The organism is Streptomyces sp. NPDC006174 (assembly GCF_040614075.1).
Taxonomy (GTDB): Bacteria; Actinomycetota; Actinomycetes; order Streptomycetales; family Streptomycetaceae; genus Streptomyces.
The window spans coordinates 107,784-121,025 of the sequence record NZ_JBEXTJ010000012.1 but is presented as its reverse complement, the minus strand read 5'-3'; the positions used below and the strand labels follow the sequence as shown (position 1 = coordinate 121,025).

General features: G+C 70.8%; 15 protein-coding genes. 11 read left to right on the top strand and 4 right to left on the bottom strand.

Translation table 11 applies throughout. The features are described 5' to 3' along the window. The first annotated feature begins 4 nt into the window (after nucleotides 1-4). A complete protein-coding gene (locus ABZ267_RS25775) occupies nucleotides 5-874 on the top strand; it encodes an acyl-CoA thioesterase II (protein ID WP_356751060.1) in 870 nt (289 codons plus the stop codon). 8 nt (nucleotides 875-882) lie between these two features. Here the strand turns inward: ABZ267_RS25775 and ABZ267_RS25770 are convergent, their stop codons facing one another. Continuing rightward, on the bottom strand, nucleotides 883-1,119 hold the full coding sequence (locus ABZ267_RS25770; RefSeq protein WP_356751062.1) for a DUF6011 domain-containing protein: 237 nt from the start codon (nucleotides 1,117-1,119) through the stop codon (nucleotides 883-885). Nucleotides 1,120-1,215: 96 nt separating this feature from the next. Between ABZ267_RS25770 and ABZ267_RS25765 the strand changes: the two genes are divergently transcribed. Next, entirely contained in the window at nucleotides 1,216-1,740 is a 525-nt protein-coding gene (locus tag ABZ267_RS25765) for a GNAT family N-acetyltransferase (protein ID WP_356751064.1), read from the top strand. A gap of 50 nt (nucleotides 1,741-1,790) precedes the next feature. Next, entirely contained in the window at nucleotides 1,791-2,279 is a 489-nt protein-coding gene (locus ABZ267_RS25760; protein WP_109980834.1) for a glutathione peroxidase, read from the top strand. A gap of 60 nt (nucleotides 2,280-2,339) precedes the next feature. Here ABZ267_RS25760 and ABZ267_RS25755 read toward each other — a convergent pair whose 3' ends face one another. Then, nucleotides 2,340-3,566 carry an acyl-CoA dehydrogenase family protein gene (locus ABZ267_RS25755; protein WP_356751066.1) on the bottom strand — a complete coding sequence of 409 codons (1,227 nt, stop codon included), beginning with the start codon at nucleotides 3,564-3,566 and terminating at the stop codon, nucleotides 2,340-2,342. A 186-nt stretch (nucleotides 3,567-3,752) separates the two neighbouring features. Between ABZ267_RS25755 and ABZ267_RS25750 the strand changes: the two genes are divergently transcribed. Further along, nucleotides 3,753-4,427 carry a TetR family transcriptional regulator gene (locus ABZ267_RS25750; RefSeq protein ID WP_356751068.1) on the top strand — a complete coding sequence of 225 codons (675 nt, stop codon included), beginning with the start codon at nucleotides 3,753-3,755 and terminating at the stop codon, nucleotides 4,425-4,427. A gap of 11 nt (nucleotides 4,428-4,438) precedes the next feature. On the opposite strand, the gene def is transcribed toward ABZ267_RS25750, so the two are convergent. Then, nucleotides 4,439-4,984: a peptide deformylase gene (def, locus tag ABZ267_RS25745; RefSeq protein WP_356751070.1), complete on the bottom strand. Its 546-nt coding sequence runs from the start codon at nucleotides 4,982-4,984 to the stop codon at nucleotides 4,439-4,441. 114 nt (nucleotides 4,985-5,098) lie between these two features. On the opposite strand from def, the gene ABZ267_RS25740 reads away from it, so the two are divergent. The 7 genes from ABZ267_RS25740 (at nucleotide 5,099) to ABZ267_RS25710 (ending at nucleotide 11,577) form a co-directional block, all read left to right on the top strand. Beyond that, nucleotides 5,099-6,337 carry a MurT ligase domain-containing protein gene (locus tag ABZ267_RS25740; protein WP_356751072.1) on the top strand — a complete coding sequence of 413 codons (1,239 nt, stop codon included), beginning with the start codon at nucleotides 5,099-5,101 and terminating at the stop codon, nucleotides 6,335-6,337. A 34-nt stretch (nucleotides 6,338-6,371) separates the two neighbouring features. Continuing rightward, nucleotides 6,372-7,100: a glutamine amidotransferase gene (locus tag ABZ267_RS25735; RefSeq protein WP_073881336.1), complete on the top strand. Its 729-nt coding sequence runs from the start codon at nucleotides 6,372-6,374 to the stop codon at nucleotides 7,098-7,100. Nucleotides 7,101-7,243: 143 nt separating this feature from the next. Beyond that, a complete protein-coding gene (locus ABZ267_RS25730; RefSeq protein WP_356751074.1) occupies nucleotides 7,244-8,269 on the top strand; it encodes a 6-phosphofructokinase in 1,026 nt (341 codons plus the stop codon). Between the two features lie 111 nt (nucleotides 8,270-8,380). Further along, on the top strand, nucleotides 8,381-9,328 hold the full coding sequence (locus tag ABZ267_RS25725; protein WP_356751075.1) for a cytochrome c oxidase assembly protein: 948 nt from the start codon (nucleotides 8,381-8,383) through the stop codon (nucleotides 9,326-9,328). Nucleotides 9,329-9,393: 65 nt separating this feature from the next. Continuing rightward, nucleotides 9,394-9,552 (top strand): hypothetical protein, encoded by a 159-nt coding sequence (locus ABZ267_RS25720; RefSeq protein WP_356751077.1) that lies wholly within the window; start codon nucleotides 9,394-9,396, stop codon nucleotides 9,550-9,552. A gap of 193 nt (nucleotides 9,553-9,745) precedes the next feature. Further along, nucleotides 9,746-10,462 (top strand): lysophospholipid acyltransferase family protein, encoded by a 717-nt coding sequence (locus tag ABZ267_RS25715; protein ID WP_356751079.1) that lies wholly within the window; start codon nucleotides 9,746-9,748, stop codon nucleotides 10,460-10,462. 86 nt (nucleotides 10,463-10,548) lie between these two features. Continuing rightward, the gene (locus tag ABZ267_RS25710; protein ID WP_356751233.1) at nucleotides 10,549-11,577 is read left to right on the top strand and encodes an NAD-dependent epimerase/dehydratase family protein; all 1,029 of its coding nucleotides are present in this window, start codon (nucleotides 10,549-10,551) and stop codon (nucleotides 11,575-11,577) included. Nucleotides 11,578-11,602: 25 nt separating this feature from the next. Here the strand turns inward: ABZ267_RS25710 and ABZ267_RS25705 are convergent, their stop codons facing one another. Further along, the gene (locus tag ABZ267_RS25705) at nucleotides 11,603-13,156 is read right to left on the bottom strand and encodes an alpha/beta hydrolase (RefSeq protein WP_356751235.1); all 1,554 of its coding nucleotides are present in this window, start codon (nucleotides 13,154-13,156) and stop codon (nucleotides 11,603-11,605) included. Between the last annotated feature and the right edge of the window lie 86 nt (nucleotides 13,157-13,242).

Sequence of the window (13,242 nt, the reverse complement as noted above, 5' to 3'; positions counted from 1 at the left end):
CGGCATGACGAACCCGGCCGAGCGCCTGGTCGACCTTCTCGACCTGGAGCGGATCGAGGTCAACATCTTCCGCGGCCGCAGCCCGGAGGAGTCCCTGCAACGGGTCTTCGGCGGCCAGGTCGCCGGCCAGGCGCTGGTGGCGGCGGGCCGCACGACCGACGGGGAGCGGCCGGTGCACTCGCTGCACGCCTACTTCCTGCGCCCGGGCCGTCCCGGCGTACCGATCGTCTACCAGGTCGAGCGGGTCCGCGACGGCCGCTCCTTCACCACGCGCCGGGTCACAGCCGTCCAGGAGGGCCGGACGATCTTCAACCTGACGGCCTCCTTCCACCGTCCCGAGGAGGCCGGCTTCGAGCACCAGCTGCCGCCGGCCCGGATCGTCCCGGACCCGGAGGAGCTGCCGACGGTCGCCGAGGAGGTACGCGAGCACCTCGGCGCGCTGCCGGAGGCGCTGGAGCGGATGGCCCGCCGCCAGCCGTTCGACATCCGCTACGTCGACCGGCTGCGCTGGACGAAGGACGAGATCAGGGACGCCGATCCGCGCAGCGCGGTGTGGATGCGCGCGGTGGGCCCGCTGGGCGACGACCCGCTGGTGCACACGTGCGCGCTGACGTACGCGAGCGACATGACGCTCCTGGACGCGGTCCGCATCCCGGTGGAGCCGCTGTGGGGCCCGCGCGGCTTCGACATGGCGTCTCTGGACCACGCCATGTGGTTCCACCGGCCGTTCCGGGCGGACGAGTGGTTCCTGTACGACCAGGAGTCGCCGGTCGCGACGGGCGGGCGCGGTCTGGCGCGCGGCCGGATCTACGACCGTGCGGGACAGCTGCTGGTGTCGGTGGTGCAGGAGGGACTGTTCCGGCGGCTGTCGTAGGGACCGTGTCAGGTGCCGGGCAGCGTGTCCTGGTCGACCTCGTGGCGGCGGGTGCGGATGTCCGGTGGTGCGGGGTGCAGTTTGGCGTCGCAGGACGGGCCGAGGCCGGTGCGGCGGGAGTCGGCGCCGGTGAGCGGGCGGCCGCAGAGGCGGCAGCGGATCAGGCGGCGGGACGGGCCGTCACCGGAATGCTCCTCGCGGGCGGGTGCGGGCAGCGGTTCGGGGAAAGGTTCGGGAGACTGCACAGAGGAGATCCTTCCTCATCGAAAGCCGTATCGGGCCCTGACCGGTGCGCCCGACCTTCGCACCGTGACCGTTCCGCGTGAAAGGACCCCGTACCCATGACCGAGATCGTCCACGTGAGCGCCCCCGAGCTGGTCACGTATGCCGATGAGATGGCCGAGCTGCTGGTGGAGACCGTCGAGGAGGGCTCGTCGGTGGGGTTTCTGGCCCCGCTGGACCGGGAGAAGGCCGCCGTCTGGTGGCGGGAGCGCGCGGGTGCCGTGGAGTCCGGTGAGGTCTCCATCTGGATCGCCCGGGAGGGAGGCCGGGTCGCCGGGACGATCGCGCTGGTCCGCGCGCCGCTGCCGAACGCACGCCACCGCGCGGAGGTCGCCAAGCTGATGGTCCGCCCCGCCGCCCGCGGCCAAGGGCTCGGGCGGGCGCTGCTGGAGGCCGTGGAGGCGTACGCGGAGGTGGAAGGCATCACGCTGCTGATCCTGGACACCGAGAGCGGCAGCCTGGCCGAACAGGTCTACTGCAAGGCGGGGTGGACGGAGGTCGGCTCCGTGCCGGGATACGCGGCCGATCCGGCGGGCAGCCTCAAGCCGACCACCTTCTACTACAAGGAGCTCGCCGGTCGGTGACCGGCGAGCGGCACAATGGCACCACGCACGCGATGATCAGGGAGAGCTTCATGACGCTGCACGACATTCCGCTGCACACCCTCGCCGGTGAGCCGACCACGCTGGGCGCCTGGAGCGGCCGGACCGTCCTGCTGGTGAACGTGGCGTCCAAGTGCGGGCTCACGCCGCAGTACGAGGGCCTGGAGCGGCTGCAGCAGGCGTACGGGGACCGGGGGCTGACGGTGCTCGGGGTGCCGTGCAACCAGTTCGCCGGGCAGGAGCCGGGGAGCGCGGAGGAGATCGAGACCTTCTGCTCGACGACGTACGGCGTCACCTTCCCGCTCCTGGAGAAGATCGAGGTCAACGGGGCCGGCCGGCACCCGCTGTACGCGGAGCTGACGAAGCTGGCGGACGCGGACGGTGAGGCCGGGGACGTCCAGTGGAACTTCGAGAAGTTCGTGATCTCGCCGGCCGGTGAGCCGGTGGCCCGGATCCGTCCGCGCAGCGAGCCGGAGTCGACGGAGGTCGTGGCGGCGATCGAGGCGCAGCTGCCCGGCTGAGCGATGGCGTGAACGTGAAGGGGGCCGTCCGTGGACGGCCCCCTTCTTCTGGCGTCTCCGCTAGCGGATCGGCATGCCCGACAGCGTGCGGGCGATCACCAGGCGCTGGATCTCGCTGGTGCCCTCGAAGATGGTGTAGATCGCGGCGTCCCGGTGCATCCGCTCGACCGGGTACTCGCGGGTGAAGCCGTTGCCGCCGAGGATCTGGATCGCCTGCGCGGTGACCTTCTTGGCGGTCTCGCTGGCGTACAGCTTCGACATCGAGCCCTCGGCCGAGGTGAACGGCTTGCCGGTGGTGGCCATCCAGGAGGCGCGCCAGACCAGCAGCCGGGCCGCGTCGATCCGGGTGCGCATGTCGGCGAGCTGGAAGGCGATGCCCTGGTTGTCGATGATCGGGCGGCCGAACTGGCTGCGGGTCTTGGCGTAGTCGAGCGCCACCTCGTACGCCGCTCGCGCGGTGCCCACGGCCATGGCGCCGACGGCCGGGCGGGAGGCCTCGAAGGTGGCCATCGCCGCGTTCTTGACGCGCTCACCGCCGGCCTTGGCGCGCTCCCGGGCGCGGGCGAGCCGCTCGTCGAGCTTCTCCTTGCCGCCGAGGAGGCAGTGGCCGGGGACGCGGACGTCCTCCAGGACCACTTCGGCCGTGTGCGAGGCACGGATGCCGTGCTTCTTGAACTTCTGGCCCTGCGAGAGGCCCGGCGTGTCCGGCGGCACGATGAAGGAGGCGTGGCCCTTGGAGCCGAGGTCCGCGTCGACGACGGCGACCACCACGTGGACGTTGGCTATGCCGCCGTTGGTCGCCCAGGTCTTGGTGCCGTTGAGGATCCACTCGTCCTTGGCCTCGTCGTACACGGCCCGCGTCCGCATGGAGGCGACGTCCGATCCGGCGTCGGGCTCGGAGGAGCAGAAGGCGGCGACCTTCACGTCGTTGGCGTCGCCGTACATCTGCGGGATCCAGGTGCCGATCTGCTCCTCGGTGCCGTTGGCGAGGACGCCGACGGCCGCCAGGCCCGTACCGACGATGGAGAGCGCGATACCCGCGTCGCCCCAGAACAGCTCTTCCATGGCCATGGGGATGCCGAGCCCCGTAGGGTCGAAGAACTGCTGGGCGTAGAAATCGAGGGAGTAGATGCCGACCTTCGCCGCCTCCTGGATGACGGGCCAGGGCGTTTCCTCACGCTCGTCCCACTCCGAGGCCGCCGGACGGATCACGTCCGCCGCGAAGCCGTGAAGCCAGTCACGGACCTGCTTCTGGTCATCGTTGAGATCGAGCGTGAACTCGGCCATGTTCCCCTCCATGCACTGCCATGAAAAGCATGCGTTACTTGCGGTAACCGCAGTCTGTTACCGGACAGTAGCCGCTGTCAACCGCCTCGGAGCTGATCGACAAGGGCGCCGGGCGTGGTGCTACGTTGCGCAGGCGCGAAGAAGCAGTCGTGAAGAAATCGCATGGCCAGGGGCGGGAGAGACGACATGGAGACCACACGCGGCGCCGAGCGGCAGCGGACCGCGGCCGAGGCCCGCCGCCGTGAGCTGCTCGAAGCGGCGGACCGGGTGGTGCTCAGGGACGGCCCGCAGGCCTCCATGAACGCGATCGCCGCCGAGGCCGGGATCACCAAGCCCATCCTCTACCGCCACTTCGGGGACAAGGGCGGCCTCTACCGCGCGCTGGCCAAGCGCCACACCGACGCCCTGCTCAGCGCGCTGCGCGCGGCTCTGGACGCGCCGGCCGAGCGCCGGGCCCGGGTCGAGGCCACGCTCGACACCTACCTCGCCGCGATCGAGGCCCGCCCGCAGGTCTACCGCTTCCTGATGCACCCGTCCGACGACTCCGCCACCTCGGCGGAGGTGGCCCTCTCCGCCGAGCAGGGCTTCGACGTAGGCCGCCACTCCGCCCCGCTGCTGCGCCGCCTCGGCGAGGAGCTGGGCCAGGTGATCGTCGAGCGCGTGGACCTCGGGCCCGACAGCGAGCAGATGGCGCGCATCTGGGGCCACGGCATCGTCGGCATGATGCACGCGGCGGGCGACTGGTGGCTCGCCGACCGGCCCTGCTCGCGCGAGCGGCTGGTGCGCAGCCTCGCCGACCTGCTGTGGGGCCGGCTGGCGGAGGCGGGCGACCGCGACGTGCAGGGCGGGCCGGGGTTCTGACCCCGTACGCCTCAGGCTTGACGCGCCCACGGCGCCCGGCGCGCCGCCCGCAGCGCCCGGGACCGCCGCAGCCCGGTCAGCCGGTCGGTGTAGACCCTGCCCTCCAGGTGGTCGCACTCGTGCTGGAGGCACCGCGCGAACCATCCCGTCCCGGCGATCCGCACCGGCTCACCCGTCATCGTGAGGCCCTCGACCACCGCATGGTCGAAGCGTTCCGTGCCCGCTTCCAGACCCGGAAGTGACAGACAGCCCTCCGGTCCGCGTACGGTGAGTCCGTCCGCCTCGACCAGTTCGGGGTTGACGACATGTCCCAGGTGACGGACGTCGTCGTCGTCCGGGCAGTCGTAGACGAACACTTTGAGCGGGACGCCGATCTGGTTGGCGGCGAGCCCGACACCCTGCGCGGCGTACATCGTGGCGAACATGTCCTCGACCAGCCTCGCGAGCGAGGGGCCAAAATCCGTCACGTCCTCACAGGCGCGGTGGAGCAACGGGTCGCCGAGCAGACTCATCTCACGGACGAGTCCGGAACTGCCGGGGATCGGGCGGTTTCGCATGGCGGCAAGCGTACGTTCCGCCGTGGCCGGGGAGTTCCCGTGGTGCCGCGGTGCGGTCGCCGCACCGGACATCGATAGGCTGGGCGCGGACCGATGCAAGGAGGATCTAGGACGATGGCAGGCAACACGGAGCCGTTGTCGCCGCGGGCCAAGCTGGCCGTGACGGCGGGCAAGGCCGCGGCGGCGGTGTCACGCGCCGCGGGGCGGGGCAGCGGATCGGTGATCGGCGGCCGGGTGGCGCTCAAACTCGACCCCGACCTGCTGGGGCGGCTGGCGCAGCACCTGGACGTGATCCTCGTCTCGGCGACGAACGGCAAGACGACCACCACGCGGCTGATCGCCGAGGCGCTGCGGGCCGCCGGGCCCGTCGTGTCGAACGCGCTCGGCGCGAACATGCCGGCGGGCATCACGTCGGCGCTGGCCGGCGGCTCGGACGCGAAGTTCGGCGTCATCGAGGTCGACGAGAAGTACCTGGCCGGTGTCGCCCGCGACACCACGCCGAAGGCGATCGCGCTGCTCAACCTCTCCCGCGACCAGCTGGACCGCGCGGCCGAGACCCGGATGATGGCCGAGCACTGGCGCGAGGGCCTCTCCGGCTCCAAGGCCGTGATCATCGCCAACGCGGACGACCCGCTGGTCGTCTGGGCGGCCTCCTCCTCGCCGAACGTGGTGTGGGTGGCGGCCGGTCAGGCGTGGAAGGACGACGCCTGGTCCTGCCCGTCCTGCGGCGGTGTGATGCAGCGCCCTGGCGACGACTGGTTCTGCGGTCAGTGCGGCTTCCGCCGTCCCGCACCGAGCTGGGCGCTCAACGGTGACTACGTCCTGGACCCGCACGGTTCGGCCTGGCCGATCCACCTCCAGCTGCCCGGCCGCGCGAACAAGGCGAACGCCACCAGTTCGGCCGCCGTCGCCGCCGTCTTCGGCGTGCCGCCGCAGGTCGCGCTGGAGCGCATGTACCAGGTGCAGGCGGTGGCCGGACGCTACGACGTCGTGAGCTTCAACAACCGTGAGCTGCGCCTGCTGCTGGCGAAGAACCCGGCCGGCTGGCTGGAGACGTTCTCGCTGATCGACCCGCCGCCGACGCCGGTGATCCTCTCCGTCAACGCGCGCGGCGCCGACGGCACGGACACCTCCTGGCTCTGGGACGTGGACTACACGCAGCTCGCCGGTCACCCGATCTTCGTGCTCGGCGACCGGAAGCTGGACCTCGCGGTCCGCCTCGAAGTCGCCGGTCTCGACTTCCGGGTCTGCGAGAACCTCGACGAGGCCGTGCAGTACGCGCCGCCCGGCCGTATCGAGGTCATCGCCAACTACACCGCCTTCCAGGATCTGCGCCGTCGTGTCGGCAACTGACCCCGGCCCCGGCCACCTCCGGAGAGGACGAAGCATGAGCAACAACGGTCTGCGTCTGGTCTGGGTCTACCCCGACCTGCTCAGCACCTACGGCGACCAGGGCAACGCGCTGGTCGTGGAGCGGCGGGCCCGGCAGCGCGGTCTGGACGTGCAGCGCGTCGACGTGCGCAGCGACCAGCCGGTGCCGACGTCCGGTGACATCTATCTGATCGGCGGCGGTGAGGACCGGCCGCAGCGCCTCGCGGCGGAGCGGCTGCGCCGCGACGGCGGGCTGAGCCGGGCCGCGTCCAACGGCGCGATCATCTTCTCGGTCTGCGCGGGCTACCAGATCCTCGGCCACGAGTTCGTCAACGACCTCGGTGAGCGCGAGCAGGGTCTCGGTCTGCTCGACGTGGTCTCGACCCGCGGCGAGGGTGCGCGGTGCGTCGGCGACGTACTGGCGGACATCGACCCGCACCTCGGCCTGGAGGCGCTGACCGGGTTCGAGAACCACCAGGGCGTCACCCATCTCGGCCCGACGGCACGGCCGTTCGCCCGGGTGCGGTTCGGCCGCGGCAACGGGACCGGGGACGGCACGGAGGGCGCGTACAACGACACGGTCTTCGGGACGTACATGCACGGTCCCGTCATGGCCCGCAACCCGCAGATCGCCGACCACCTGCTGAAGCTGGCGCTCGACGTGAACGCGCTGCCGCCCACGGACGACCGCTGGTACGAGGCGCTGCGCGCGGAGCGGATTGCGTCGGCGACACAGCCCGCCTGATGAGGGGTTTTCCGCTCGGTTGAGCGGAGTCCAGCAGGCGGACGGACGGTTCGGTCCCGTCACCCTGCCCCGGTAGGGTGGCGGGGATCCAACCGGACGACGTGGTCCGGTCGTCGACTCAACGTTGCAAAGGTTTCCGGGCCATGCGCATTGGCGTACTCACCTCCGGCGGCGACTGCCCCGGCCTCAACGCCGTCATCCGTTCCGTCGTGCACCGCGCGGTGGTGGACCACGGTGACGAGGTCATCGGCTTCCACGACGGATGGAAGGGCCTGCTGGAGGCGGACTACCGCAAGCTCGACCTCGACGCGGTCGGCGGCATCCTGGCCCGTGGCGGCACGATCCTCGGCTCCTCCCGGGTCCAGCCCGCGCATCTGCGCGACGGTGTGGAGCGGGCCCGCGGCCATGTCGCCGACCTCGGCCTGGACGCCATCATCCCGATCGGAGGCGAGGGCACGCTGAAGGCGGCCAACCTCCTCTCCGAGGCCGGACTGCCCATCGTCGGCGTCCCCAAGACCATCGACAACGACATCGCCTCCACCGACGTCACCTTCGGCTTCGACACCGCCGTCGGTGTCGCGACCGAGGCGCTGGACCGGCTGAAGACCACCGCCGAATCGCACCAGCGCGTGCTGATCGTCGAGGTCATGGGCCGTCACACCGGCTGGATCGCGCTGCACTCCGGGATGGCGGCCGGCGCGCACGCCATCGTCGTGCCCGAGCGCCCCTTCGACATCGACGAGCTGACCGAGCTGGTCGGCCAGCGCTTCTCGGCCGGCAAGAAGTTCGCCATCGTGGTGGTCGCCGAAGGCGCCAAGCCGCGCGAGGGCTCCATGCAGTTCGAGCAGGGCGTCAAGGACATCTACGGCCACGAGCGGTTCGCCGGAGTGGCCACGCAGCTCTCCGGTGAGCTGGAGCAGCGGCTCGGCAAGGAGGCCCGCCCGGTCATCCTCGGCCACGTCCAGCGCGGCGGCACGCCGACCGCGTACGACCGCGTCCTGGCGACCCGGTTCGGCTGGCACGCGGTGGAGGCGGCGCACCGGAGCGAGTTCGGGATGCTGACCGCGCTGCGCGGCACCGACATCGTGATGGTCCCGCTGGCGGAGGCGGTCGAGACGCTGAAGACGGTCCCGGCCGAGCGGTACGCCGAAGCGGAGTGCGTACTTTAGTTCGCCGCTCTTCCAGAACTGCCCCCGGCCGCAACCGCGACCGGGGGCAGTTCTACGCTGTACCGGACAACCGGCACGAAACGGGGACGTGTCCCCATCGGGAGTGAACAGATGGATCACAGCGGGCACGGCATGAACATGGATCTGCCGCCGTTCACGCTGGGACGGGGGCTGGAGCTCTCACCCGACCCGTTCTTCCTGACCGGCTGCGTCCTGGCGCTCGCCCTGTACGGGTACGGCGTGGCGCGGCTTCGGCGGCGCGGGGACGGCTGGCCGGTCAACCGGATCGTCTTCTTCACCGTGGGCGTGCTGAGCATCGCGCTGGTGATGTGCACCAAGCTCAACGACTACGGCATGGTCATGTTCAGCGTGCACATGGTCCAGCACATGGTGATCAGCATGCTGTCGCCGATCCTGCTGCTGCTCGGCGCGCCGGTGACGCTGGCGCTGCGCGCGCTGCCGCCCGCCGGGCGGGGCCGGACCGGGCCGCGTGAGCTGCTCCTGAAGCTGCTGCACAGCCGCTATATGAAGATCATCACGCATCCGGCGTTCACGATCCCGCTCTTCATCGCGAGCCTGTACGCGCTGTACTTCACGCCGGTCTTCGACTTCCTCATGGGCTCCAAGCCCGGCCACATCGGGATGATGGTGCACTTCCTCGCCGTCGGCCTGGTCTTCTTCTGGCCGATCATGGGCGTCGACCCGGGCCCGCACCGGCCGGGCTATGTGATGCGGATGCTGGAGCTGTTCGCCGGGATGCCGTTCCACGCGTTCTTCGGGATCGCGCTGATGATGGCGAGCACGCCGATGGTCAAGACGTACGAGAACCCGCCCGCCTCGCTCGGTATCGACGCGCTGTCCGACCAGAACTGGGCCGGTGGCATCGCCTGGGCGTTCAGCGAGATCCCCTCGGTGCTGGTGCTGATCGCGCTGGTCTACCAGTGGTACCGGTCGGAGCAGCGTACGGCCAAGCGCTCGGACCGGGCCGCCGACCGCGACGGCGACAAGGAGCTGGAGGCGTACAACGCCTATCTCGCGTCATTGCAGGCGCGACAGTAGCGCCGGGAGCGCCATCGGGGTGACCATGGGGTGAACGGCCGCGCGGCCGACGAGGAGGGACGCGCATGTCCGGATCGACGAAAACCATGGGATACCTGACCGTCGGGGCGCTGGTCACGGTGACGGCGTACACGGTGGCGCTCGGGAGCAGTGGCTGGCTCTGGTTCGGCTGGATCGTGCTGGGGCTCTGCACGCTCGGCATGCTGGCCACGCAGGACGGCTGACCGGCACGACGGGTGGCCATGCCTGAGGGGCGCGGTGGCGGGTACGAGCCGGAGGGACGGTTCGCTACGGTCGCACGGTGATGCCGGGGACCTACACTGACGGTCCCCGGCACGACCATGACCTGGAAGTCCGCAGCGACCCGGCGGTACGCGACCCTGACGCCGGCCCGGCAGAGCGAGGTGCACCCACACGGTGTTTTATTACGTCCTGAAATATGTCGTGCTGGGACCGCTGCTGCGGGTGCTGTTCCGTCCTCGTATCGAAGGGCTGGAGAACATTCCGGAGGACGGCGCGGCGATCGTCGCCGGGAACCACCTCTCCTTCTCCGACCACTTCCTCATGCCGGCCATCCTCAAGCGGCGCATCACCTTCCTCGCCAAGGCCGAGTACTTCACCGGCCCGGGCATCAAGGGCAAGCTCACCGCCGCGTTCTTCCACAGCGCGGGCCAGATCCCGGTGGACCGCTCGGGCAAGGACGCCGGGCAGGCGGCGATCCGCGAGGGGCTGGGCGTGCTGAGCAAGGGCGAGCTGCTGGGGATCTATCCGGAGGGCACGCGCTCGCACGACGGCCGGCTCTACAAGGGCAAGGTCGGGGTGGCGGTCATGGCGATCACCGCGCAGGTGCCGGTGATCCCGTGCGCCATGCTCGGCACGTTCGAGATCCAGCCGCCCGGCCAGAAACTCCCGAAGATCAAGGAGGTCGCGATCCGGTTCGGTGAGCCGCTGGACTTCTCGCGGTACGCGGGCATGGAGAACCAGAAGGCCGCGATCCGGGCCGTGACGGACGAGATCATGTACGCGATCCTCGAACTCTCCGGCCAGGAGTACGTGGACGAGTACGCGGCCAAGGTGAAGGCGGCCGAGCAGGAGGCCGCGCCGCCGAGGAAGTTCCCCAAGCTGCGACGCTGACGGCGGATCCGCCCACGGCAGAGCGGGCTGGCCCGGCCGCTCCCGCTGCGCCTAGCGTCGATTCCATGAGCAACGGACATGCATGGGTGCTGGGAGCGACGGGCCAGATCGGGCGGGCGGCGGTGCGTGCGCTCGCCGAGGACGGCTGGGAGGTGACCGCCGTATCGCGCGGCGGCGGCCGGGACGAGCGGTGGGACGACGGAGTGCGGGCGCAGGCGCTGGACCGGGATGAGGAAGGCGCGCTGGAGAAGGCGCTGGGCGACGGCTGTGACGTGCTGGTCGACATGGTCGCGTTCGACGGCGCGCATGCCCGGCAGTTGACCGGCCTGGCCGGCCGGATCGGCTCGGCGGTGGTGATCTCCAGCGGTGCGGTGTACGAGGACGAGCGCGGCCGCAGCTTCGACACCCAGGCCGAGCCCGACGGCTTCCCGCGCTATCCGGTGCCGCTGTCGGAGAGCCAGGCCACGGTGGCTCCAGGAGATGCCACGTACGGAACGCGGAAGGTGCTGCTGGAGCGCGAACTGCTGGCGGGCGACGCGTTGCCCGTGACGCTGCTGCGGGCGGGCGCGGTCCACGGCCCGTACTGCCGGACGCCGCGTGAGCTGTACTTCGTGAAGCGGCTGCTGGACGGACGGCGGCGACGGGTGCTCGCGTACGGCGGCGAGAGCCGCTTCCATCCGGTCCATGTCGCGAACGCGGCCGAGCTGATCCGGCTGGCGGCCCGTCGGCCCGGCTCACGGGTCCTCAACGCGGCGGATCCGCAGGCGCCGACGGTCGCCGAGATCGGAGCGGCGATCGACGCGGTGCTGGGCCGGGAGACGGAGACGGTCCTGGTCGACGGTCCGCCGCCCGAGGAGGGTGTCGGCGATACGCCGTGGAGCGGGGCGCATCCGGTGGTGTACGACATGGCGGCGGCGGAGCGGGAGCTCGGGTACCGGCCGGTGACGGGGTACGTGGAGTCGCTGCCGGAGACGGTCGAGTGGCTGGCCGCGGAGCTGGCGGGACGGGACTGGCGGGAAGCGTTCCGGAAGATGGCGCGGAACTACGGAGAGACGCTCTTCGACTATGCGGCGGAGGACGCGTGGCTGGAGGCGTACGACCGGGGCCGCCGCTGAGCGGCCCCGGTCGCCGGAAGGGTCCTTACGGCTTCGGCGTGGCGTGCGGAGCGCACACCACGTCGCGCCGGTCGGTCTTCCCGGTGAGCAGGTAGGTGTCCACCCGCTCGTTCACGCAGGGGTTGACCAGCCCGGTGACGCCATGGGAGCCGGCGTCCTTCTCGGTGATGAGCCGCGAGCCCTTGAACCGCTGGTGCAGCTCGACGGCGCCTTCGTACGGAGTGGCGGTGTCGCGCTCGGCCTGCACGATGAGGACCGGCGGCAGGCCCTTACCGGTCTTCACGTTCAGCGGGGTCCGCTGCTTGGCCGGCCAGGTGGCGCAGGGCAGGTTCATCCAGGCGTTGGCCCACGTCATGAACGGGTACTTCCGGTGCAGCCGGGTGTTGTCCCGGTCCCAGGTGCGCCAGTCGGTGGGCCACTTGGCGTCCGCGCACTCGACGGCGCTGTAGACGGCGTTGCCGTTCTCGGCCGACGCGTTGCCCGCCAGGTCGCTCAGGTCCGGAGCGGCGGCGTCGATCAGCGCCTGGGTGTCACCGGCCCGGTAGGCGCTCCAGGTCTTGGCGGTGGGTGCCCAGGCGGAGTCGTAGTACGGGGCGCTCTGGAAGAAGCCGATGAGCTCGGCGAGTCCGACGACGCCGCCGATAGGGTTCTTCTTGGCGGCCGCGCGGAGCTTCAGCCACTCCTCCTCGACCTTCTGCGGAGTGTCGCCGATGCCGTAGACGGAGTCGTGCTCGGCGACCCACGCCTTCCAGTCGTCCCAGCGCATTTGGAAGGCGATGTCCTGGTTGAGGTTGGCCCGGTACCAGATGTTCTCCCGCGCCGGGTTGACCACGCTGTCGACGACCATGCGGCGTACGTGGGTCGGGAAGAGCGTGCCGTAGACGGCGCCCAGGTAGGTGCCGTAGGAGACGCCGAGGAAGTTCAGCTTCTTCTCGCCGAGCGCGGCCCGGATGACGTCCAGGTCGCGTGCGGTGTTCGGCGTGGTCATGTGCGGCAGCATCCAGCCGCTGCGCTCGCCGCACCCTTCCGCGTACTCACGGGCCAGCTTCCGCTGCGCACGTTTGTCGGCCTCGCTGTCCGGCACCGGATCGGCCTTCGGCGCCTTCACGAACTCCTGCGGGTCGACACAGGAGATCGGCGCCGACCGGCCCACTCCGCGCGGGTCGAAGCCGACGAAGTCGTACGCCTTGGCGGTCTTCGTCCAGAGCGGGTTCTTGCTGGTGACGCGCGTGGGAAAGCGCGTCCCCGAACCGCCGGGCCCGCCCGGGTTGTAGACCAGGGCGCCTTGGCGCTCGTCCTGCGTGCCGGTGCTGGTGTGCCGGTCGACGGCGAGCTCGATCTTCTTGCCGTACGGCTTCGCGTAGTCGAGCGGTACGGTCACCCAGCCGCACTGGATGGGAGCGGCCAGGCCCCAGTCCTTCGGACAGTCCCGCCAGTCGATCCCGGCCTTCCCCGCCCGCTCGGCGGCGACCTTGACGCCAAGCGCCTCGGAGTCCGCCCGGCCGTGGTGGCGGCCGGCGGCGGATATCGCTTCTGCGGCGGGCGCGGTGATCGCTCCCGCGATGAGCGCGCCCGCCATCAGCGCGCCGGCCGCGCCGAGCCCTGCTGTGCGTCCCACGTGGAACCTCCCCCATCGTCGTCCGAGGCGCCGCCGGTGGCGGCGTG